The 20937-nt window shown below is 53.9% G+C and carries 25 protein-coding genes; 16 read left to right on the top strand and 9 right to left on the bottom strand.

Annotated features, from left to right (window positions below; genetic code table 11):
* The first annotated feature begins 34 nt into the window (after positions 1 to 34).
* The 4 genes from NFU03_RS09960 to NFU03_RS09975 all read left to right on the top strand — a co-directional run bounded on the left by NFU03_RS09960 (position 35) and on the right by NFU03_RS09975 (position 2340).
* Positions 35 to 613 carry a TetR/AcrR family transcriptional regulator gene (locus NFU03_RS09960; protein ID WP_251638330.1) on the top strand — a complete coding sequence of 193 codons (579 nt, stop codon included), beginning with the start codon at positions 35 to 37 and terminating at the stop codon, positions 611 to 613.
* Positions 614 to 721: 108 nt separating this feature from the next.
* Entirely contained in the window at positions 722 to 1069 is a 348-nt protein-coding gene (locus tag NFU03_RS09965; RefSeq protein WP_251638332.1) for a DMT family transporter, read from the top strand.
* A 1-nt stretch (position 1070) separates the two neighbouring features.
* Entirely contained in the window at positions 1071 to 1385 is a 315-nt protein-coding gene (locus NFU03_RS09970) for a DMT family transporter (protein WP_251638333.1), read from the top strand.
* A 58-nt stretch (positions 1386 to 1443) separates the two neighbouring features.
* The gene (locus tag NFU03_RS09975) at positions 1444 to 2340 is read left to right on the top strand and encodes an RluA family pseudouridine synthase (RefSeq protein WP_251638334.1); all 897 of its coding nucleotides are present in this window, start codon (positions 1444 to 1446) and stop codon (positions 2338 to 2340) included.
* Positions 2341 to 2375: 35 nt separating this feature from the next.
* Here NFU03_RS09975 and NFU03_RS09980 read toward each other — a convergent pair whose 3' ends face one another.
* Positions 2376 to 3008: a spore coat protein gene (locus tag NFU03_RS09980; protein WP_398290159.1), complete on the bottom strand. Its 633-nt coding sequence runs from the start codon at positions 3006 to 3008 to the stop codon at positions 2376 to 2378.
* Positions 3009 to 3161: 153 nt separating this feature from the next.
* Between NFU03_RS09980 and NFU03_RS09985 the strand changes: the two genes are divergently transcribed.
* The 6 genes from NFU03_RS09985 to rlmN all read left to right on the top strand — a co-directional run bounded on the left by NFU03_RS09985 (position 3162) and on the right by rlmN (position 9355).
* Positions 3162 to 4448, top strand: coding sequence for a glycoside hydrolase family 18 protein (locus tag NFU03_RS09985; protein ID WP_251638335.1), 1287 nt, complete (start codon positions 3162 to 3164; stop codon positions 4446 to 4448).
* 97 nt (positions 4449 to 4545) lie between these two features.
* Positions 4546 to 5928, top strand: a complete 1383-nt coding sequence (gene gdhA / locus NFU03_RS09990; RefSeq protein WP_251638336.1) for an NADP-specific glutamate dehydrogenase — start codon at positions 4546 to 4548, stop codon at positions 5926 to 5928.
* A gap of 149 nt (positions 5929 to 6077) precedes the next feature.
* Complete coding sequence (locus tag NFU03_RS09995; RefSeq protein ID WP_251638337.1) at positions 6078 to 7286, top strand: argininosuccinate synthase; 1209 nt, start codon at positions 6078 to 6080, stop codon at positions 7284 to 7286.
* 355 nt (positions 7287 to 7641) lie between these two features.
* Complete coding sequence (locus NFU03_RS10000; RefSeq protein ID WP_251638338.1) at positions 7642 to 7980, top strand: zinc ribbon domain-containing protein YjdM; 339 nt, start codon at positions 7642 to 7644, stop codon at positions 7978 to 7980.
* 2 nt (positions 7981 to 7982) lie between these two features.
* Positions 7983 to 8177 carry a hypothetical protein gene (locus NFU03_RS10005; RefSeq protein WP_251638339.1) on the top strand — a complete coding sequence of 65 codons (195 nt, stop codon included), beginning with the start codon at positions 7983 to 7985 and terminating at the stop codon, positions 8175 to 8177.
* 113 nt (positions 8178 to 8290) lie between these two features.
* The gene (gene rlmN / locus NFU03_RS10010; RefSeq protein WP_251638341.1) at positions 8291 to 9355 is read left to right on the top strand and encodes a dual-specificity RNA methyltransferase RlmN; all 1065 of its coding nucleotides are present in this window, start codon (positions 8291 to 8293) and stop codon (positions 9353 to 9355) included.
* Positions 9356 to 9395: 40 nt separating this feature from the next.
* Here rlmN and NFU03_RS10015 read toward each other — a convergent pair whose 3' ends face one another.
* The 6 genes from NFU03_RS10015 to NFU03_RS10040 form a co-directional block, all read right to left on the bottom strand.
* Positions 9396 to 9761, bottom strand: a complete 366-nt coding sequence (locus NFU03_RS10015; protein WP_251638343.1) for a hypothetical protein — start codon at positions 9759 to 9761, stop codon at positions 9396 to 9398.
* A 104-nt stretch (positions 9762 to 9865) separates the two neighbouring features.
* Entirely contained in the window at positions 9866 to 10189 is a 324-nt protein-coding gene (locus NFU03_RS10020) for a YflT domain-containing protein (protein WP_251638345.1), read from the bottom strand.
* A gap of 121 nt (positions 10190 to 10310) precedes the next feature.
* A complete protein-coding gene (locus NFU03_RS10025) occupies positions 10311 to 10607 on the bottom strand; it encodes a hypothetical protein (RefSeq protein WP_251638347.1) in 297 nt (98 codons plus the stop codon).
* Between the two features lie 28 nt (positions 10608 to 10635).
* On the bottom strand, positions 10636 to 11205 hold the full coding sequence (locus tag NFU03_RS10030; protein ID WP_251638348.1) for an SCO family protein: 570 nt from the start codon (positions 11203 to 11205) through the stop codon (positions 10636 to 10638).
* Positions 11202 to 12599, bottom strand: coding sequence for a sensor histidine kinase (locus NFU03_RS10035; RefSeq protein WP_251638349.1), 1398 nt, complete (start codon positions 12597 to 12599; stop codon positions 11202 to 11204). Before NFU03_RS10035 ends, NFU03_RS10030 begins: the two co-directional genes overlap by 4 nt.
* 10 nt (positions 12600 to 12609) lie before the next feature.
* Positions 12610 to 13281 (bottom strand): response regulator transcription factor, encoded by a 672-nt coding sequence (locus NFU03_RS10040; protein ID WP_251638350.1) that lies wholly within the window; start codon positions 13279 to 13281, stop codon positions 12610 to 12612.
* A gap of 174 nt (positions 13282 to 13455) precedes the next feature.
* On the opposite strand from NFU03_RS10040, the gene NFU03_RS10045 reads away from it, so the two are divergent.
* The 3 genes from NFU03_RS10045 (at position 13456) to NFU03_RS10055 (ending at position 15080) form a co-directional block, all read left to right on the top strand.
* A complete protein-coding gene (locus tag NFU03_RS10045) occupies positions 13456 to 14229 on the top strand; it encodes a FixH family protein (protein ID WP_251638351.1) in 774 nt (257 codons plus the stop codon).
* 70 nt (positions 14230 to 14299) lie between these two features.
* Complete coding sequence (locus tag NFU03_RS10050) at positions 14300 to 14629, top strand: ASCH domain-containing protein (RefSeq protein ID WP_251638352.1); 330 nt, start codon at positions 14300 to 14302, stop codon at positions 14627 to 14629.
* 10 nt (positions 14630 to 14639) lie between these two features.
* Entirely contained in the window at positions 14640 to 15080 is a 441-nt protein-coding gene (locus tag NFU03_RS10055; protein ID WP_251638353.1) for a DUF2269 family protein, read from the top strand.
* Between the two features lie 1076 nt (positions 15081 to 16156).
* Here the strand turns inward: NFU03_RS10055 and pepF are convergent.
* Together pepF and NFU03_RS10065 are read right to left on the bottom strand one after the other, a co-directional pair.
* Positions 16157 to 17980, bottom strand: a complete 1824-nt coding sequence (gene pepF / locus NFU03_RS10060; protein ID WP_251638354.1) for an oligoendopeptidase F — start codon at positions 17978 to 17980, stop codon at positions 16157 to 16159.
* Between the two features lie 90 nt (positions 17981 to 18070).
* Complete coding sequence (locus NFU03_RS10065) at positions 18071 to 18520, bottom strand: hypothetical protein (RefSeq protein WP_251638356.1); 450 nt, start codon at positions 18518 to 18520, stop codon at positions 18071 to 18073.
* A gap of 156 nt (positions 18521 to 18676) precedes the next feature.
* On the opposite strand from NFU03_RS10065, the gene NFU03_RS10070 reads away from it, so the two are divergent.
* From NFU03_RS10070 to NFU03_RS10080, 3 genes are all read left to right on the top strand, one after another.
* Positions 18677 to 19159: a PaaI family thioesterase gene (locus NFU03_RS10070; protein ID WP_251638358.1), complete on the top strand. Its 483-nt coding sequence runs from the start codon at positions 18677 to 18679 to the stop codon at positions 19157 to 19159.
* 65 nt (positions 19160 to 19224) lie between these two features.
* Positions 19225 to 19530 (top strand): DUF4870 domain-containing protein, encoded by a 306-nt coding sequence (locus tag NFU03_RS10075; RefSeq protein ID WP_251638359.1) that lies wholly within the window; start codon positions 19225 to 19227, stop codon positions 19528 to 19530.
* Positions 19531 to 19676: 146 nt separating this feature from the next.
* Positions 19677 to 20897, top strand: coding sequence for a dicarboxylate/amino acid:cation symporter (locus NFU03_RS10080; RefSeq protein WP_251638530.1), 1221 nt, complete (start codon positions 19677 to 19679; stop codon positions 20895 to 20897).
* The last annotated feature ends 40 nt before the right edge of the window (positions 20898 to 20937 follow it).

Genomic DNA, 20937 nt, shown 5'->3' on the forward strand with positions numbered 1-20937 from the left:
ATGACAGTCAGTCAGTTGGAAAGGGGAGCTGAACGTGAGCAAAAAAGAGGCGATTGTCCAGTCGGCCATCCGGATATTCACCGAAAAAGGGGTCGAAAAGACGACAATCTCCGATATTGTCAAACATGCCGGCATTGCACAGGGGACGTTCTATCTGTATTTCCCCTCCAAACTTTCCCTGATGCCTGCAATTGCCGAAGTGATGGTGAAGACGACACTGCAGACGGTGATCGATACTGTCAAGCCGAAGTCTGCGTTCCAGGACCGTCTCCGCCAATTCGTCGACGCGATCTTCGAAGTGAACCGGGAGTACCATGAAATCCAGGCTATGATCTATTCAGGACTTGCCTCCACCGAGCATCTGAAAGAGTGGGAAACCGTCTATGCGCCGATCTACGAATGGATCAGCGGACAGATCGCCCATGCTCAGAAAGATGGTCTTATCCGGAATGACAGTCCTCCTGATGCGCTCGCCAAGCTGATCATCGGCCTGACGGAATCTGCGGCAGAGCAGATCTACCTTTACGATGAAATCGGCCAGGACAGCCGGGCGGCGAAGCAGAAAGAGGAAACGCTGAAATTCCTTCTGATGGGACTCGGAGTGCCGTCCTGACCAGGCGGCCTGCCGAGAGCAGATATTGCACGGAACCGGTCAATTTGTTTTACTGTAGGATGAATGACAGTCAGTCATTCATCCGGAAAGAAAGGAGTTTTTCAAGTCATGCAGAAAGCCTGGCTTTACGTAGCCGCTACGAGCTTTTTTGAACTTGTCTGGATTTTCGGCTTCAATACAGCGACTCACTGGTGGCATTGGATACCGATCATCGCTTTCATCTTAGTGGACTTCCACTTTTTGACGAAAGCCTGTGCCGCGCTGCCGACAGGGACGGTGTATGCAATCTTCGCAGCAGTCGGTACGATCGGGACAGCACTTATGGATGTATTCTTTTTCGGCCAGACGCTCAGCGGAGGCAAGATCTTCTTCATCGCTGTACTGGTGGCCGGAGTGATCGGCTTGAAACTGGCGGACGGCCGTGATGAAGCGGCCGCTGCACAAGGAGGGGAATGACATGGGATGGCTATATGTAGCACTTGCAGCCGGATCCGAACTGGCTGGGGTTGCCGGCTTGAACAAGTACAGTAAGAGGAAATCCCTGCTGTCGGGGCTTGCCTACCTCGGCGGCTTCGGCTTGTCGTTCCTGTTCTTATATACCTCGTTCAAGTATTTACAGGTCAGCACCGCCTACGCCGTCTGGATCGGCATCGGCACTGCAGGCGCTGTCCTGCTCAACATGATCTTCTTCGGGGAATCGAGGAGCCTGTCCCGTATTGCGAGTCTTATGCTGATCATAATCGGCGTCGTCGGGCTGAAGGCGCTCTCCTGATCAGCAGTTGATATTTCACTCCGCGTTCCGCATAATGGAGGGATAAGGAGACATGATCATGCGAAACCAACCGAGCAAACGAACACCGAAAACGATCGAATACAAAGTGGGAGCCGAGCAGCTGCTGCTGCCCTTCCTGCTCGCTACTAGCAAGAAAAGCCGCAACGCCGTAAAAGGGATACTGTCCAGGGGCCAGGTGGCTGTCAACGGCAGAGTCATCACGAGACACGATCATCCGCTTCGCAGCGGGGATACGGTTGAAATCCTGACGAATGAGGCTGCAAAACAGGACAGCGAGCTCCTCGGACTGTCGATCCTCTATGAGGACGAAGCGATCATCGTCATTGACAAAGAAGCTGGCGTGCTGTCGATGGCGGCGAAGGATAAGAAGGAACTGACCGCTTTCAGCGAACTGTCCGCATATGTCCGGAAAGAGAACCGCGGGAACCGGGTGTTCATCGTCCACCGGCTCGACCGGGAAACGTCCGGTGTCATGCTGTTCGCAAAAAGCGAAAACATCAAACGGCAGCTGCAGGACAGCTGGGAGACAGTGGTCATCGAACGGGGCTATACAGCACTCGTCGAAGGGAAAGTGCGGCAGGAATCCGGAGAGATCATTTCGTGGCTGAAAGAGACGCGGACATTCAAAGTGTATTCCAACCCGACCGACAACGGGGGGCAGAAGGCGATCACCCGCTTCAAGCGGCTGCAGGGCAATGCCCAGTATTCACTTCTCGAGCTGAAACTGGCGACGGGCAGGAAGAACCAGATCCGTGTCCACATGGAAGAGATCGGCCATCCGGTAGCCGGAGACAAAAAGTACGGAGCGGCGACGAATCCGCTGAAACGGCTCGGTCTCCACGCGGCCAGATTGTCGATCATCCATCCGATCACAAAGGAACTGCATACGTTTATCTCCGATCCGCCGTCATCTTTTTCGAGGAAATCCAAATAACCGCAGACGCCTATACGGCGTCTGCGGTTTTTCCATTATTGGAGGGGAGGCATGCCCGGCTGCCCTTGTGCCGGCGCAAACGCATTCAGCAGCTCGGTCATATCCTGTGAAGCGAGCTGCGGCACTTGGTAATAATGATGTTTGTTCTGGTAAATCGATAATTCGTACGCCATCTCGATGCAGTTCGGGACCGAGTCGGCGATTACGCGGCGCAGTACCGGGTTGCACACTTCACAAGCCGCCATCGCTTTAGCGGCTGCACTTGCCTTCGCCGAGCTGAGCAGGAAGCCGGAGATGATTTCGTCGTTGAGCTCTGCTGCACTGCTCATCGGTTTTTTCGGCTGTCCGGGTTTCATGCCGTAGACGAAGTCGTTGCCTGTCTGCATTTTGTATGACTGCGTCGGATGCGACGGATCCTGGCCGGTCTTGAAACTTTCGACGGTTATATTGTACTCATCCAGCATGAACCGGTACTGCCTGTCCAGAATGTCGAGCAGCTCCGGATCCTTGACGTGCGGCCGGAGCAGCATGGACTGGTTCAGTGCGCCGATTGCGGTGGAAAGCACCTCATGCACATCGAACAGTTCGTGGCCGCCGTGGTTCATCTCCTGTGGGACTGGTCCTGTATGCATGTTCTGATGGGTCGGTCCGTTCGGGTTTGTTGTCAACTAATTTCCTCCTTCATGGAATGTGGTCGCCGGGCAACTGTAGTATGCGCGCGCCGGACGGTTCTATGCGATACAGATGCGTGAGGAATAGGGGGCCTTTTCCGTTCATACACTACTGCAACAATCGTTTTAACGGGAAAGGTGTTGGTGTGCGTGCAAATCCACGTAATCAGGCAGGGGGAGAGCCTCTATGCAATCGGTCAGCGATACGGGGTATCCTGGCAGGAAATCGCCAAAGTCAACGAACTTCAAGATCCGGAGGCGCTGGCGATCGGTCAGGCCATCGTCATTCCGTCCGCGGGGAATACGTACATCGTCCAGCCGGGGGATACGCTGTATACGATCGCGCAGCGGGAAGGGATGACAATCACACAGCTTGCGAACCGGAATGGGCTTTCCCTCTCCGCCCCGCTTGCCGCAGGACAGCGGCTGTACATTCCGGCTGCACCGAAAAGTTCTATCGAGACGTTGCTCTATGTGGAGCCGAGGACACCTGTCAGCGAGGAGATGAAAGCCGAAACGGAACGGCGCGTCGATGACCTGACCTACTTGGCGATGTTCAGTTATCAGGCGAAACGGGACGGCACGCTCGATGCTCCCTCCATTGCGAATCTGACGCAGCTGGCGACAGACGCAAAAGCGCTAAACGCGATGGTCGTCAGCAACTTGGAGAATTTTGCGTTCAGCGCGCAGCTGGCCCGCGACATCTTCCTCAGCCGGGGCGTCCAGGACCTGCTGTTCGACGAAATCGTCCGCACGGCGCAGCAAGTCGGCTACCGCGACATCCACTTCGATTTCGAAATATTGTTCCCGGAAGACCGGGCGCTATACAATGCATTCCTCAGACGCGCGCGCGACCGCTTCCACGCCGCAGGACTGACGATCTCCACAGCACTCGCCCCGAAGACGAGTGATGTCACTACAGGCATCTACGGTGCACACGATTATAAGGCACATGGGGAGATCGTCGACTTCGTGTCACTGATGACGTACGAATGGGGATACACATTCAGTGATCCGCAGGCAGTGAGTCCGCTGCCGCAAGTGGAGGCGGTCGTCAAGTATGCCGTGCAGCAGATTCCGAGGTCCAAAATCTTCCTCGGCCAGAACTTGTACGGTTATGACTGGCAGGCACCTTTCCCTCCGGCAGGCGGCCCTCCCGCGAAAGCGCTGAGTCCGAAACAGGCAACGGAACTCGCTGTCCGTGAGAAAGCGGAGATCTTCTACGACCGGACGGCAGAGGCACCGCATTTCAGTTACTATGATGCGGGTGGAGTGCTTCATGAAGTCTGGTTCGAAGACGCACGCAGCATCCAGGCGAAATTCGATCTGCTGAAAAAGTACCGGCTGCGCGGCATGATGTATTGGAAGCTCGGCCTTGCCTTCCCGCAGAACTGGGCTCTTCTCGAGAGCAATTTCACGATCGTCAAAAAGGGATAGACAGCTGATTGAATTAAAATACATTTTCAAAAATTATGCCAATACCGCATACTGGTCATACACGACAAGAAAAATCGGGTACGCAAGGGGGATGTGTATGACACAGTTGAACGCAGAACAAGTCGACCTTCAGCAGCGGTCCAATAATTATGTGCACCAAGTTTACGAACAAGTGAAAAAACGGAATCCGAACGAAACGGAATTCCTCCAGGCAGCACGGGAAATCTTCGATTCTCTCCGTCCTGTATTCGCAAAACATCCTCACTATATCGCGAGCGGCATACTGGAACGTCTCACCGAGCCGGAACGCATTGTCACGTTCCGCGTCGCGTGGGAGGATGACACCGGACGGGTGCACGTCAACCGGGGATTCCGTGTGCAGTTCAGCAGTGAACTCGGCCCGTACAAAGGCGGCCTCCGGTTCCATCCGTCCGTCAACAGCAGCATCATGAAGTTCCTGGCATTTGAACAGATCTTCAAGAATGCACTCACCGGACAGCCGATCGGCGCGGGGAAAGGAGGTGCCGATTTCGATCCGAAAGGTAAATCGGACCGTGAGATCATGCGCTTCTGCCAGAGCTTCATGACGGAACTGAGCCGCCATATCGGACCGGACATCGACGTCCCCGCCGGCGATATCGGTGTCGGGAAACGGGAGATCGGCTATTTGTTCGGCCAGTACAAACGGCTGAAAGGCGGGTATGCGGCCGGTGTGCTCACCGGCAAAGACCCCGGGCACGGCGGCAGTCTCGGCCGCAAGGAGGCGACGGGCTACGGCACGGTCTATTTCACGGAGGAGATGCTGAAGGAATACGGTCTGACATTCGCAGGAAAGACGGTCATCGTCTCAGGTTCCGGCAATGTGTCGACGTACGCGATGGAAAAAGCCCAGCAGCTCGGTGCCCGTGTCATCGCGTGCAGTGATTCGTCCGGATATATCATCGACCCTGCCGGCATCGACCTGGATTGTGTCAAGGAGCTGAAGGAAGTGGAGAACCGGCGGATCCAGGATTACGTGAAGACCCATCCGGAAGCCACGTATATCGAAGGCTGTTCAGGTATCTGGTCCGTCCCGTGTGACATCGCCCTGCCTTGTGCGACACAGAACGAGCTGTCCGAGGATGACGCTGCCCTGCTCATCCGCCAGGGCGTCAAAGCGATCGGGGAGGGCGCCAACATGCCATGTACGAACGAAGCGATCACCCGTTTCCAGGATCATGGTGTCCTGTTCGCTCCGGCCAAAGCGGCGAATGCCGGCGGAGTGGCCGTTTCCGCTATGGAAATGTCCCAGAACAGCATGCGTCTCCGCTGGACGGCAGAGGAAGTGGATGAACGCCTCCACGACGTCATGCGTTCCATCTATACAAGCTGCCTGGACGCCGCAGAGCGTTTCGGCAAACCGGGCAACCTGGTCATGGGCGCCAACATCGCAGGTTTCCTGAAAGTGGCGGATGCGATGGCAGCCCATGGACTGAGCTGAAGAAGACCAGCAGCGCATACCTGAAAAAGGTATGCGTTTTTTATTTGCATAAAAACATGGAAATAAGACTTGCAATCCGAATGAATCGTGTTATTATAAATATACATTAGTGTGTATAAAGATACATAAAGCCGGAAGGGGACAGGATCATGACAAAACAGAAAGTCGTATTGGCATACTCAGGAGGGCTCGATACGTCGGTTGCGGTGCAGTGGCTGACAGAACAGGGGTATGCAGTTGTTGCATGCTGTCTCGATGTCGGTGAAGGGAAGGATCTGGCGTTCATCCAGCAGAAGGCACTCCAAGTGGGAGCGGTCGAAAGCTATGTCATCGACGCCAAACAGGAATTCGCGGAAGAATATGCCCTGCTCGCACTGCAGGCACGCACGATGTATGAAGAGAAATACCCGCTCATCTCCGCCCTGTCACGTCCGCTCATTGCGAAGAAACTCGTAGAAGTGGCGCATAAGGAACAGGCGGTGGCAGTCGCACACGGCTGTACCGGGAAAGGGAATGACCAAGTCCGTTTCGAAGTGGGCATCAAAGCACTCGACCCGACGCTCGAGGTGATCGCACCGGTCCGGGAGTGGAGCTGGTCACGCGAAGAAGAGATCGACTATGCAAAGAAGCACAACATCCCCGTGCCGATCGTCCTCGACAGCCCGTATTCCATCGACCAGAACTTGTGGGGCCGCAGCAATGAATGCGGCATCCTGGAAGATCCGTGGGCTGCCCCGCCGGAAGATGCATACGGCCTTACGTCTTCGCTCGAGGATGCGCCCGATGAAGCGGATATTATTGAAATCGAATTCGCCAAAGGCGTGCCGGTCAGCCTCGACGGCATCTTGTATCCGCTGCATGAGCTGATCCTGAAACTGAACGCGCTCGCCGGCAAGCACGGAGTCGGCCGCATAGACCACGTGGAAAACCGCCTCGTCGGCATCAAGTCCCGCGAAGTGTACGAATGCCCCGGCGCCATGACACTCATCCAAGCCCATAAGGAACTGGAAGACATCACACTCGTCAAGGAAACAGCCCACTTCAAACCGCTCGTCTCGCAGAAACTGAGCGAGCTGATCTATAACGGCTTATGGTTCTCCCCGCTCCGCAGTGCGCTCGAAGCCTTCGTGAAAGAGACGCAGCAAGTCGTGAACGGCACAGTGCGCGTCAAACTGTTCAAAGGGCACGCCATCATCGAAGGGCGCAAGTCGGAGAACTCCCTGTACGATGAAAAGCTCGCGACGTATACGAAGGACGACGAATTTAACCAGGCCGCCGCTGTCGGATTCATCCAGCTGTGGGGCCTGCCGACCGAAGTCCACGCCGCCGTGAACAAGCAGCTTATTACAAGTAAATGATGCGGAAGCCCGCCGGTCGCCGGCGGGCTTTTGTTTTGGCTGTTTGTTAAGAGATGGGTACGCTGATAAATGGCGTGGAACGCTCATAAAACTGGGGAAACGCTCATAAACTCAGGAAAGCGCTCATAAATCGCAGGAAACGCTCATAAATTCCAGAAAACGCTCATAAAACTCAGGAAACGCTCATAAACTCAGGAAAACGCTCATAAATATCAAAAAGCGCTCATAAACTCCCCAAAGCGCTCATAACCAACCCCCGCCGAGCCCAGCCAAATTCATCACCAGCAAAAAACACCGCTCCCCCTCCGCGCGAAGTTTGGTATAGTAGAGACAACTACAGAATGGGGGAAGTCAGATGGCAGAATTACCGAATTGTCCGCAGTGCAGTTCGCCGTATACGTATGAGGACGGCCTGCAGCTCGTATGTCCGGAGTGCGGGTATGAGTGGACGGCGACCGATGAAGTTTCGGAGCAGGAGACGCTCGAAGTGAAGGATGCAAACGGCAATCCGCTGCAGGATGGCGATACCGTCACCATCGTCAAAGACCTGAAAGTGAAGGGCAGCTCCATGCCGCTGAAGATCGGCACGAAAGTGAAAGGGATCCGGCTCGTTGACGGAGACCATAACATCGACTGCAAAATACCGGGCTTCGGAGCGATGCAGCTGAAATCCGAATTTGTGAAGAAGAACTGACGATGGGGAAACTGTTCAACTCGAAATCGGCGGATATCTTCTTCGCGGTCCTGCTCGGCATCTTCGCCTGGAACCGGTATGCAGACGGACATACCGGCATCGCGATTCTGCTGACGGTCATCGCGGCACTGAACCTCGTGGCGTTCGTCATGAAACTCAACATCGACAAAAATACGGAACCGCGGCAAAAACCGTAACCCTCAGGCGTCTCTCCCAGGAGAGCGCCTTTTTTCATGCGCTCCTGTTGAAACCCGCACGCTTATCCTGTACAATAAACGGATGACATCATTTTTTGAAATGAGGATATGTAATGAAAAAATCCATATATGGCCTGACGTTTGAACAGCTGTCAGCCTTTTTAATTGAAAACGGCCAGAAGAAATTCCGCGCTGCACAAGTGTGGGACTGGTTATATAAGAAACGGGTCACGCAGTTTGCGGACATGAAAAACGTCAACAGCGAATGCATCGAACTGCTGGAATCGAATTTCGCTATCCAGACGCTCGAACAGGCGGTCAAACAGGAATCAGCGGACGGGACCATCAAGTTCCTCTTCAAGATGCAGGACGGCAACCTGATCGAAACCGTCCTTATGACATTCCCGTACGGCCACTCCGTCTGTGTCACAACGCAGGTCGGCTGTAACATCGGCTGCAGTTTCTGTGCGAGCGGGCTGCTGAAGAAGAACCGGGACCTGGATGCCGGCGAAATCGTCGAGCAGATCATGAATGTCCAGCATCACCTGGACGCGAAAGGCACCGATGAACGGGTCAGCCACATTGTCGTCATGGGCATCGGCGAACCGTTCGATAACTACAGCAACCTGATGAACTTCCTCCGTGTCGTCAACGATCAGAAGGGTCTCATGATCGGTGCGCGCCACATTACTGTATCGACGAGCGGCCTGACGCCGAAAATCCGTGAATTCGCAGAAGAGAATATCCAGATCAATCTGGCGGTCTCCCTGCACGCGCCGAATAACGAGCTCCGCACACGCATCATGAAGATCAACCGGGCGTACCCGATCGAAAAACTGATGGATGCGATCGATTACTACTTGGAAACGACGAACCGCCGGATCACATTCGAATACATCCTGCTGAACGACGTCAACGACCATGTCGCGGAAGCCGAGCAGCTGGCGAAACTGCTGCACAACAAACGCCACTTGTCGTACGTCAATCTTATCCCGTACAATCCGGTCGATGAGCATGACCAATATACGCGGAGTGAGCCGGAAAACATCAAGAAGTTTTACGAAACGCTGAAAAAACGGGGCATCAACTGCGGCGTCCGTCTCGAACAGGGGACCGACATCGACGCGGCATGCGGCCAGCTGCGGAGTAAGCAGATCAAAAAAGAAAAAGCAGTTTAATCCATATACAAAAAGCAGGCGGGGAAGTTCCCGCCTGCTTTTATTTTTTTTTCGCCAGGATGACGATGAATTGGATGATCAGCCCGATGCCGAGACTGAAGGACGAAATGATGTACAGCGACAGGACGGCGAGGGACTGGCCGAGTTCACCTTCATACATGAAGATACTGCGGAAAAACTCTTCGAAGCCGATCACCATGCCGGCCATGAAGAACCAGAATGCGATCTTCAGCTTGTAGAACAGCAGCAGCACGGCAATGAGGCCGACCGTCAGGCTGAAGACGGAGAAGGCCAAGTAATTCTTCCAATCCAACTCATGCCCGCTGATCGTCCGGACCCCGACGATGAAGAGGACGAGGGTCGTCAGCCCGGTGAATAATCCGACTTTACGTATGTGAGCATTCAACTGATGCACCTGCTTTCCATTCACCATCATACCGAAAAAGCGGGAAAGGTGCATCACAAAAAAAGCACAGCCCCCAGTATAACGGGCTGTGCTTGGCTGTTTCCTTATTTCTTGTTGGCGATGACGACGAGCTTGCCTTTATCGAGTTCGCTCTCTGCAGTGGCAGCGTCCTCCTCGGAAAGACCAGCGCCGTGCATTTTGCTGCGCAGTTCATCTCCGCGTGAGCTGAACATGTTCTTCATGGAATTGAGGAAGCCCTGTTCCTTCATGCCGGCTTCTTCCGTATCCAGTGCGTCGTTTATGTTTTCGCCACGGCGTTTATCATGCGCGAAGATATAGATATCGTCTGTAGAATATCCTTTCGCCGTCAGTTCGTCCACTTTTTCCTTTGCCTGTACTGCGTTTTCAACGAAAAATTTTTCAACCATTGTAAATCCCTCCAAGTGATTTTTGTAAGTCATCTCTGTTCTACTGCATATATACCTGCCGGCAGGACAACTTAAACAATTTTTCATCAAAAGACGGGAGGAACGGTGTTTTCATCATACCTTACAGGACGTCACCGCGCAGCGTGCGGTAGGCGGTGAGGAAAGCGGCCGGGTCGCAATTGACATGATAAGTCCTGACTCCCTGATCCGTATGGAGATAAAACAGGCATGATCCGTCGGAGAACGGTTTGTAGGAGCAATCGAACACGGTGCCGATCGGGAAGGCATGATGAAGGCTCACGATTTCGTGTTCGAACAATGCCAGTGTGCCGATGGTGACGGTTATTGTCTGTTCGATCCAGCCGACTTTCTTTTCAGGCAGCGTGTATGTCATCGCCGCAAGCGGTTTAGCAGCCAAACAATCCCTCCTTTCCTGTACTGTCCAGTCAACGGGCGTACTGTTTGACCGTTTTCAGCAGATCATGGACGTAGTCTTCATCCACATAATTGAACTCACTCACCAGGCGGCTGCCCGGGGCGATGAGGTAGAAATTGGTGCCGTGGATCACTTGGTCGGAAGTTTCCGGCTTTTGGATGATCGTCTGGAAGTTCTCGAGTGCGAATTCCGATATTTCCTGTGGGGCGTAACCTGTCAGAAAGTGCCAATTGGACTGATCATCGGTGTAGCTCCGGGCATAGTCGGCAAGCTTAGCCGGCGAATCGACTTCCGGATCGACCGTGAACGACACGAATTGGACGTCGAGCCCGTGCTCCTTGAATTCCGTCTGGAGAGCGGCCATCTCGGACGTCATCGGCGGACAGACGGATTCACATTCCGTGAAGATGAAATCCGCAATCCAGACGGTGTTGTCCAGCTGGCTTGTCCCGAACGCTTCGCCGTGCTGGTCCAGGAATGTGAACGAGGACAGCGGCCGGTCGATTCCCGGCGGTGCGGAGCAAGCGGCGGTCAGCAGCAGTACGAGCACGAATCCCGCAATCCGTTTCAATGCTTTCATGATCCTGCCTCCTCATTCAGCAAAGGGATATCGATCGTGACCGACGTACCGGTCTCCGGGTCGCTGTCCATCGAAAACACGCCGTCGTGCAGCCGCACGATCTCTTTGACGATGGACAGGCCGAGCCCCGTTCCGCCCGTCGTCCGTGTCCTCGCTTTGTCCGTCCGGAAGAACCGTTCCCCGACACGCGGAAGATCGTCTCTTGAAATCGTCAGACCCTCATTACGGATGACATAGCGCACGTATTTCCCGCGTTCCGACAAGGAAATCAGGATACTGCCGCCAGTTGCCGCATACTTCACGGCGTTGTCGATCGTATTGTAGAACACTTGCTGGATCCGGTCGGGGTCGCCTGAGATGATGATGTCCTCCTCGCTGTCCAGCGTCAGCCGGAGGGACCGATCCGCTAGACGGATGCGGAACAGATCGACCGTATCGACCAGCAGCTGGGCGACAGCAATCGGCTGTTCATCGATTGTGAACAACCCTTCCTGCAGATGGTTCAGTTCGGTGAGGTCACTGATCAGCTTGCTGAGACGGGCAGCCTCTTTCTCGATCGTATCCAAGTAGCTCGCCGTTTCCGTGCCGCTGTCCGCTTTCTGCTTCAAGGCGTGCGTGTAGCCGCTTATATACGTCAGCGGTGTCCGCATCTCATGTGCCAGATTACTCGTGAATTCGCGCTTCCGTTCTTCCTGTGCTTCGAGCGACGAGCTCATTACGTTGAACGCGTCTGCAAGCTGGCCGATCTCGTCGTTCCGTTCCGTCTCGATGCGGCCCGAATAATCACCGTGCGAGACGTTCGCAGCAAGCCGTTCCAGCTTGCGGAGCGGGCTGAACAGCGAATTCCAGATACGGTTGATCAGCAGGAAGAGGATGAGGAAAAACCCGGTGCCCGCCGCAGCGAGCAGGGGGATGCTCTCCCGGAAGACGTCCTGGATCGCTGCAAGCGGGACATAGATGTAGATGAACCCGATCAGTGAATCCTTGCCGCGGATCGGGAAGATGGCGCCGACGATTTCGCGGTGGAATTCTTTGACGTACCCCTTTTTCACGACATACGAGCCTTTGTCCAGCAGCTTGCGGTCCTCTGCATCGACGAGGTTCTCATAATTCACCTGGTACGGGAAGTAGGAGGGAAGATCATCGAGCTGATCGACGACGACAATTTCGTATTCCGAGACAACATTGTACCATTGGATCTTCTCGATGATGTCGTTGCTCAGTTCCCCGTAATGATAATGCGCTGCCGTCCGTTTACCCTGATAGATGATCGATTCCTCGATACTTTCCAAGTACAGCTTCGAGTAGAGGAAATGGATGAAGAAAAACGAAAACAGGATGGTGAAGGACAGGCTGAGAAAGAACAGGGAGAGGACTTTTTTGCTCAGTGTCATCTTCACCCGCTCATACCTCGAACTTGTAACCGATTCCCCACACCGTCTCGATCCGTTTCCCTTCTTCGCCGAGCTTCAGCCGCAGCGTCTTGATATGTGTGTCGACTGTCCGCACGCTGCTTTCGTGCTCGTCACCCCAGACGATCTGCAGCAGTTCGTCCCGTGAATAGACACGTCCCGAATGTTTGGCAAGGACGTACAGGATGCCGAACTCCTTCAGCGTAAGTGACAGCGGCTTGCCGTTCAGCGCTGCCCGGTGCGCTTCCTTGTCGATCTCAAGCGGTCCGAACGAGAGCGCGCTGTGCAGGTCTTTCCGGTGGTACGATCTCCGGAGTACAGATGCTACCCGTGCCAGCAGTTCGCCGGGCAGGAACGGTTTGACGATATAGTCATCGCCGTGTTTCAGACCACGTATCTTGTCCCATTCCTCGCCCTTCGCGGACAGGAAGATGATCGGCAGGTCGATCGTGCGTTTCACTTCCTGTGCGAAAAGGAATCCGTCCATGTACGGCATCATGACGTCAGCGAGGCACAGATCGACCTTCACTTCATGAAGCAGTGACAGGGCATGCACGCCATCTGTCGCCTCGATCACCTGGTAGCCGTCCTGCTCGAGGAACGCCCGGATCATCTTCCTCATTTCGGCTTCGTCATCGATCACCATGATTGTGTATGTGTTCATAAGAGGTTCCTCATTTCTTCGTTCGTTGTAGGATTATTTTCTCAGGCAATCGTGAACATTGCATGAAGTTTCCAGACTTCATACATACTTCGAAAATGATTAGTACAATGACACCCATAGAAGTATCATACGTCAAAGCGGACAGCCCGTTAAGCGAAAAGGGGAGACAGAACAATGAAAAAGAGGAATTTGGCGGCAGGCACGGTACTCATCGCTCTGCTGATGACAGGATGCGGACAGAATGATGAGGACGCCAGCAAGGGTGCTTCCACGGAAGAGACAGCTGTCATTCCGATCAGTGTCGACTTGAGTGTGCCCGAAACTGGGGCGGCAGATGAAAACATCCCGTTGAAAGCGGTCGTGACACAGGGGGAAGAGAAAGTCGATGACGCGAACGAAGTGGTATATGAAATCTGGGAAGACGGTAAAAAGGAAGACAGCTGGAAAGTGGAATCCGAAATGACGCAAAAAGGGATCTACGAAGCCGAAACGAAATTCGATCATGACGGACAGTACCATGTCCAGGTCCACGTGACTGCGCGCGATATGCACACGATGCCGATGAAAGAGATCATGATCGGTGAGGGCGCTGTCGGGGAACAGGCGGAAGAAGGCCATCACGGCGGTCATGACGAGCATGCAGCCGAAGGGTTCGTGATGCATTTCATGGAGCCGGAAAACGTGAAAGCAGGGGAGCCTGCTGAAATGATGATCCATCTGCAGCAGGACAACAAGCCGCTCGAGCATGCCCGTGTTCGGCTGGAGATCGTCTTGAATGACAAGAAAGACGAAGCCCAATGGGTGAAGCTGGAAGAGGATAATGCGGGTGAATATGTTGGGGATGCGACATTCGGAGATGCCGGCACCGCGAGCGTCACGGTCCACGTAGAGAACGATGAAGGGCTGCACGAACACGAAACGCATAAAGTGACCATCGCTGAAAAATAAGGCGGGTCATTCGAAATTTCCAAGGAAACCCGATATAATAGGAATAGTACTTGAAATGGAGGAATGACTTATGGATTATCCTGAAAAAACATGTTCAGTCGAACGCCTCGTAACCGTACCGGAAGATGTTCAGAAAGTGCTGGAAGGCAAGAAGACAGCAACCCGCCGGAATGGCGTCTATGCGTATCCGGGTGAGATCATGACGCTCGATGGTCAGGACTTCGAAGTGAAGAACCTGTACCAGCAGACGCTTGGTGAAGTGACGGAAGAGCATGCACGCCAGGAAGGTTTTGAAAACCTGGATGCGTACAAAGACTCCATCCTCTCCATGCACGAAGGCATGAAATGGATGCCGAAGATGCAAGTATGGGTGCACGAATTCAGTCCCGTAAAGAATTGACGGCCCCGTCATGGGTGTCTTCTATGCGGTCATCGTCTACCTTCATGTCCTGTCGGCAGTCGTTTCTGTAGGTCCGCTCTTCGTCCTCTTTCCGATCATCAGACGGATGAGGTCGGCGGCGGGGACGGAAGATGCCCTGCTGATTTCGCTGTTCAAATGGACAATCCGGTTCGTCATGCACTCCGGTCATGTGCTGGTCGTCACAGGCATCCTGCTGCTGCTCATCGGGCCGTGGCCATGGTATACGTCCTGGGTGATCGTGACCGTCGGTGTCATGATGCTGTCGATCGTCTTTTTGGCGAGCGGTTTCTCGAAAGTGCTCAAGCGGTTCCCGGATGAACCTGAAAACCGGGAAGCTCTGATTGCGACTCTCTCGAAAACTTCATGGCGCTACATACTGCTGCTCTTGGTCATGCTGTACCTGATGGTGGCAAAACCGGCATTCTGGTGAGCCGGAAAAAAACAGTGCCCGTCCCTTTTAATGGAGGACGGGCACTGTTTCAGACTGTAGACAAACTCCAAAGAAGTGGAGTTTGTCTACAGTTTTTTTCTTTTACAAGGGAATTAACGTTGAAACTGTTGACTTCCGCTGCGAGCGGAAGCTTTCCGGGGGGCACGGCTTCAGCCAAGCGAACATTCTTTCGTTCGCTTTGCCGTATTTCTGTGAACTGGGCAGAAATTTAGGCAGCCCTTTGCTCACAACGCTTCGCTTTTGCTCGCAGAAGCCGTTCTTCGTAACGGCTCCCGCTCCGTCCAGGGTCTTCAGCTCGTGCTGATCCCCCAGGAGTCGCCGCTCTCCGCTCCAATCAACTGGTGTCTCTTACTATTCAATGAGGTGATAAGTATAATGGTGAAAACCAAGTCAATAAACTGGAACAGCTAGAGATCTTGACGATTCAGTAATAGGTACTGCACGTCCTTACCTATCGTACGACAACGAAGGAATAGTATCGTCAATATGCTTCTTCTCCATCTATCTGTGTCGTGTGCCCGATAAATGATCAAAGTATGTAAAGTGAAAACAAGTATATGATAATCCAGCAGCATTTTGGCAGGATTAACTGGTCATTCCAGAAGACTTGAGACACCACTATGAGATCAATTAAATCTATTAAAACGAAAAGAGACGGTTGAATGTATCTTTGTCGATGCGACAGAGAAGCATGGAATGCGACGGACGTCCTGAGGGGTCTTAATAAATTTTCCATCTGGATATGAAGTCTACCTGTCCAAGATAGCGCGTATACGAACAAAGAGTCCTGGGGGACACCTAGTTGATTGGAGTTCAGGGCGGCGACTCCTGGGGGATCAGCGCAGCGCGAAGACCCCGCAGAAGCAAAGCGACGAGGAGGCTGAGGGCAAGCCCCCCGGAAAGCGTCCGCCCGGAACGGAGATCAACGGCCGGTTTCTCCCTTGCTGATTTATAAGCTGAAAACACAAAAGGGGTTGGAAATCATCACGAAGTCCAACCCTTTTGTCTACACTCTGAGTGCCCGTCCTCTCAAATGGAGGACGGGCACTGTTTTTTTATGATTTCGCGGTCTCTGCGTTGATCTCTTCTGTCAGTTCGACAAGCTGATCGATCAGGCTGCCGATATAGGCGATCGTGTTTTTCAGCGGCTGTTCGGTCGTAATGTCGACACCGGCCATTTTTGAAAGTTCCGCCGGAGTTTTCGTTCCGCCTGCCTGGAGCACTTTCAGCCAGTCATCGACCGCCGGCTGTCCTTCGTCCAGTACACGCTTCGCCATTTCAGTGGAAATCGTCAGCCCGGCGCTGTACGTGTACGGATAGAGGCCCATATAATAGTGCGGCTGGCGCATCCACGTCAACTCCGCCCCTTCGCTGATGTCCACCGTGTCTCCCCAGAACTCTTCCAGCACACTGCGTTTCAGCTTGTTCAGCGTCGAGGCATTCACACTGCCGCCTTCATCGATGATTTCGTACACTTTGCGCTGGTAGGCCGCTTCGAGCAAGTGTGTCACGAAGTTATGGTAATACGTCCGTGAAATGATGGACGCGATAACCCAGCGCTTGAATTTCAAGTCTTCCGAGTTCGACAGCAGGTGGTTCGCCATGAGCATTTCATTCATCGTAGACGGTGCTTCGATGAAGTACGTCGACGGGCGGGAATTGAAGACGTTCTGATGCTTATGGGCATTGTAGAAGTGCCCCGCATGTCCGAGTTCGTGGGCAAGCACGAAGACGTCTTCCATGCTGCCTGTCCAGGAGATGAGGATGTACGGGTGGGTGCCGTAAGGGCTCGAACAGAACGCGCCTGTCGATTTCCCTTTGTTCTGGGCGAAGTCCGTCCAGCGCTCATCGTACGAACGTTCCACCATGTCCAGATAGTCTTCTCCCATGATGGCAAGGGAGTCATGGATGTATTTCTTCGACTCTTCCACAGTGATCGTCGGCTCGTATGTCGGGTCGAGCGGAATCTTCAAGTCGGCGAACGTCATCTTGTCGAGGCCGTACTCTTTCTGCAGCAGTTTGGCGTACTTGCGCATGTGCGGCGCGAGTTCTTCCATGATGAGGTCGATCTGCCGGTTGTACATCGAACGGTCGACTTCCTGGTTGAACAGCAGGTAATCCGTGATGCTTTCGTAGCCGCGCAAATCGGATGTGATCTTTTCGATCTGCAGATGGGCGTCGTACGTTTTCGCTGTGGTGTGCTGATAGTCGCGCAGCTTCTTCGAGAACGCCTCGAATGCAGCCCGGCGTTTGCGGGTATCTGGCTCCGATTCCCAGCCGCCCTCGAACGTGACATAGCTGAGAGGATACACTTCGCCGTCGACGGTGAAGTCCTCGAACTGCATATCGACCATCTTCGTCGTATTGTACAGTCCATACGGCGCGTCGAACGCCGCGGAGTAGGCAGCGAGCACTTTCTCCGCTTCCGGGTGGAGACGGTACTCTTTCTCGCGCAGCAGCTCTTTCAAATAATGACGGTATTCATCGGACTGTTCCATTGCGGACTGCAGGACGTCCTCCGGAAGAGCGAGCAGTTCACTCGTCACGAATGACAGCTGACTGCCTGCTTTTGCGGCAGCGGCGCCGAAGCGGCTGTCGCGGAGCTGGGTGTCATCGTCGGTCTGGTCGACGCTGACCGCCAAATTCGAGTACGTGCCGATCGGGATGAGCTGAAGGTAGATCCCTTCGTATCCTTTCAAGACATCGATGACATCTTCGGAAGTCTGGATCCGGCCTTCGAATTTCTCTTCGAAAGCGGTGACATCACTCTGGAATTTCTTCAGAGCTTCCTCATACTTCTGTTCCGTTTCGAACAGATCTTTCAAGTTCCATGTTTCCTGGACGGGTACTTCCGAGCGCGGGGGCAGTTGTTTCACCAATTGGACTCTCTCCTTTATTTCGAAATCTGAACTAATTAGTAGTATAAATCAAGATGATTGAAATGTAAAAAGATTTCGAGACTCCGCCCGCTACCGGGGGAGCTGATTCGAAATCATGAAGCGGAGGAGCCAGTTGACATCGAGTGTTTCGTCCACAACGGTGAACTGTTCGCCTTCCTCCGTGACGATCAGATGATCATCAGCGAGGATGGTGATCCGGCTCCGCCCGCTGTCCTCGAGAGTAATGGTGAACTGGTTGAAGTCGAGATCATGCAGCGCCTGCTGGGTATCGACTTTCCTCACTTCAACTGTTTGCAGGAAGGTCATCAGACGGCCGATCTCCTCCTTGTCCGTCACCGTCCATGCAGGAGGGGCGGAGCTGACGGATGCTGGACTTGTGAAGACGAGCTGGTCCACGGATGCCGCAGAACCCGGCAGGATCTCATGGAACCCTTTCACTTGGAATTCCTCTATCGACTGGATCATTGCATACACGCCGCCGATGAGCAGGCAGGTCAGGAGCAGGGCCCGCAGTTTCATATTAATTCCCCCTTGTTGCGTTGGTACTTGCAGTATACGCACCGAACAGGTGACACGACCGTGTCGCCTTTCCCTATCCTATGCAGCAGGCGGCCTGAAAAGTAGAGGGGAAACTATGGTATAGTATTAGACAACTCAGACAAAAGGGGGATTCACATGAAACGATACGTAGAAAACGCCATACAGGACCGGTATCCGGATGACTTTTCGTGGTGCTTCGGCTGCGGCCGGCTGAACGAACAGGGTCATAAGTTCAGGACCGGATGGGACGGGGACAGCACGGTGACGTATTATGAGCCGGAAGCGGATCATACGGCGATCCCCGGGTTCGTCTACGGCGGGTTGATCGCCTCGCTCATCGACTGTCACGGGACAGGGTCCGCTTCGCTTGCACTCCATCGGAAAAACGGTTTTGAACCTGATAGTGAAGAGGTACCGCCGCGGTTCGTGACGGCTTCGCTCGCTGTCAACTTCGTCAAACCGACGCCTCAGGGGACTGTCCTGAAAGCGGTCGGCAAGGTCGAAGAGATCCATCCGAAAAAGTTCAAGGTGAGTACGGAAGTGTTTGCAGGCGATGAGCCGGTTGCAACCGGTGAAGTGGTTGCTGTCGTCATGCCCGCTTCGTTCGGCGCAAAATAAGCTGAAACTTTTCCGGCAGGTCATCCGTATTACAGACAGCAAGACTTATAGAGAGGATGAACCTTATGGAAGCCAAAGGATTGAAAATACTCGTACATGCCAGTGCGTTCTTCGCACCGTTTCTCGTGCCGTTCGTCGTCTATCTCGTATCGTCCGATCTACAGGTGAAGCGGATGTCCGTACAGGCGCTGCTGTTCCAGCTTGTCATGGGTGTCCTGATCACGATTTCGATCATTATGTCGTTTCTCCTGATCGGCATCCCGTTCCTCATCGGGTTCGGCCTGATGACGGTGATCATACCGATTATTGCGATCGTCAAGGCGATCAACGACGAGCCGTACAATTATCCGATTGTCGGACGCTGGTTCTGACGGAATCCATGGCTGTACAAAACCTTCCTCGGCCACTATTTGTGACTTGGAAGGTTTTTTGATAGAGTGTTTGAAAGCGCTCGCATGACTGCGGATGCTGAAGAATAGGGTGAAGGAACGAGAGAAAGGGAGGGAATGGGTTGAAGATCCGGTTTAACTTAGTGACACAGATTTTTACTGCATTTGTTCTGGCCGTTATTCTTGGAAGTATTTTCGGCAGTAAGATCGACTTTCTCCAGCCGCTTGGGGACTTGTTTCTGCGGCTCATCAAGTTCGTCATCGCTCCGCTGATCCTGTCGACACTGGTCGTCGGGGTCGCCAGCATGTCCGACCCGAAACAGCTCGGCCGCATCGGGGTGAAGACGATCGTCTACTACTTGGCGACCACCGCTGTCGCCATCATCATCGGGCTCGGAGTTGCGTTCCTGCTGAATCCGGGGAAAGGGGTCGACCTGCCGGCAGAGAATGCCGCAGTGCCTGAAGCCGCCGCAGCCGAACCGCAGAGCGCAGTTGACACACTGCTGAATATCGTCCCGGTGAATCCGTTCGAAGCGCTGGCGACCGGCAACATTCTGCAGATCATCTTCTTTGCGCTGTTCCTCGGGATTGCAATCACGATGATCGGAGAGAAGGCGACGCCCGTCCTGCGGTTTTTTGAAGGGTTCGCTGAAATCATGTACAAAATCACCGGCATCATCATGCGCGTGGCGCCGATCGGTATTCTCGGACTCATGGCTCCTGTCGTCGGGCAATATGGCCTGTCGGTGCTGCTGCCGCTGCTGAAAGTGATTGCTGCTGTCTACATCGCCTGTGTCGTCCATGCGCTCGTCGTCTATTCGCTGGCTGTGAAAACGATGGGCAAAATGAGTCCGGTGACGTTCTTCAAAGGGATCTTCCCGGCGGCGCTCGTTGCGTACAGTACGGCGAGCAGCGCAGGAACACTGCCGGTGACGATGAAGAACACGACGGAAAATCTAGGTGTTCCGAAACGGATTGCGAGCTTCGTGCTGCCGCTCGGTGCGACGATCAACATGGACGGCACCGCGATCTACCAGGGAGTGGCCGTCGTGTTCATCGCACAGTTCTTCAATCTGGAACTCACATTCCTGCAGCTGCTGACAGTTGTGCTGACAACGGTGCTCGCTTCGATCGGCACGGCCGGTGTACCGGGGGCGGGGATGATCATGCTTGCGATGGTGCTGAATTCCGTCAATATGCCGCTTGAAGGGATCGCCCTGATCGCCGGGATCGACCGGGTGCTCGATATGATGAGGACGTCCGTCAACATCGTCGGGGATGCGTCCGCCGCAGTGATCGTGGCAGGCTCCGAACGGGAGACCGGCACGCAGGCAGAAGCTGTACAGTAATACGGAACAGACGCCCCCTCCCTGGAAAAGGGAAGGGGCG

Source organism: Sporosarcina sp. NCCP-2716, from assembly GCF_023707985.1.
Lineage (GTDB): Bacteria > Bacillota > Bacilli > Bacillales_A > Planococcaceae > Sporosarcina.

What these genes read in the sequence shown, in the direction of transcription:
- NFU03_RS09965 (WP_251638332.1), top strand. Translation starts at nt 722, where the DNA reads ATGCAGAAAGCCTGGCTTTACGTAGCCGCTACGAGCTTTTTTGAACTT.
- NFU03_RS09970 (WP_251638333.1), top strand. Translation starts at nt 1,071, where the DNA reads ATGGGATGGCTATATGTAGCACTTGCAGCCGGATCCGAACTGGCTGGG.
- NFU03_RS09975 (WP_251638334.1), top strand. Translation starts at nt 1,444, where the DNA reads ATGCGAAACCAACCGAGCAAACGAACACCGAAAACGATCGAATACAAA.
- gdhA (WP_251638336.1), top strand. Translation starts at nt 4,546, where the DNA reads ATGACACAGTTGAACGCAGAACAAGTCGACCTTCAGCAGCGGTCCAAT.
- NFU03_RS09995 (WP_251638337.1), top strand. Translation starts at nt 6,078, where the DNA reads ATGACAAAACAGAAAGTCGTATTGGCATACTCAGGAGGGCTCGATACG.
- NFU03_RS10000 (WP_251638338.1), top strand. Translation starts at nt 7,642, where the DNA reads ATGGCAGAATTACCGAATTGTCCGCAGTGCAGTTCGCCGTATACGTAT.
- NFU03_RS10005 (WP_251638339.1), top strand. Translation starts at nt 7,983, where the DNA reads ATGGGGAAACTGTTCAACTCGAAATCGGCGGATATCTTCTTCGCGGTC.
- rlmN (WP_251638341.1), top strand. Translation starts at nt 8,291, where the DNA reads ATGAAAAAATCCATATATGGCCTGACGTTTGAACAGCTGTCAGCCTTT.
- NFU03_RS10020 (WP_251638345.1), bottom strand. Translation starts at nt 10,189, where the DNA reads ATGGTTGAAAAATTTTTCGTTGAAAACGCAGTACAGGCAAAGGAAAAA.
- NFU03_RS10030 (WP_251638348.1), bottom strand. Translation starts at nt 11,205, where the DNA reads ATGAAAGCATTGAAACGGATTGCGGGATTCGTGCTCGTACTGCTGCTG.
- NFU03_RS10035 (WP_251638349.1), bottom strand. Translation starts at nt 12,599, where the DNA reads ATGACACTGAGCAAAAAAGTCCTCTCCCTGTTCTTTCTCAGCCTGTCC.
- NFU03_RS10040 (WP_251638350.1), bottom strand. Translation starts at nt 13,281, where the DNA reads ATGAACACATACACAATCATGGTGATCGATGACGAAGCCGAAATGAGG.
- NFU03_RS10045 (WP_251638351.1), top strand. Translation starts at nt 13,456, where the DNA reads ATGAAAAAGAGGAATTTGGCGGCAGGCACGGTACTCATCGCTCTGCTG.
- NFU03_RS10050 (WP_251638352.1), top strand. Translation starts at nt 14,300, where the DNA reads ATGGATTATCCTGAAAAAACATGTTCAGTCGAACGCCTCGTAACCGTA.
- NFU03_RS10055 (WP_251638353.1), top strand. Translation starts at nt 14,640, where the DNA reads ATGGGTGTCTTCTATGCGGTCATCGTCTACCTTCATGTCCTGTCGGCA.
- NFU03_RS10065 (WP_251638356.1), bottom strand. Translation starts at nt 18,520, where the DNA reads ATGAAACTGCGGGCCCTGCTCCTGACCTGCCTGCTCATCGGCGGCGTG.
- NFU03_RS10070 (WP_251638358.1), top strand. Translation starts at nt 18,677, where the DNA reads ATGAAACGATACGTAGAAAACGCCATACAGGACCGGTATCCGGATGAC.
- NFU03_RS10075 (WP_251638359.1), top strand. Translation starts at nt 19,225, where the DNA reads ATGGAAGCCAAAGGATTGAAAATACTCGTACATGCCAGTGCGTTCTTC.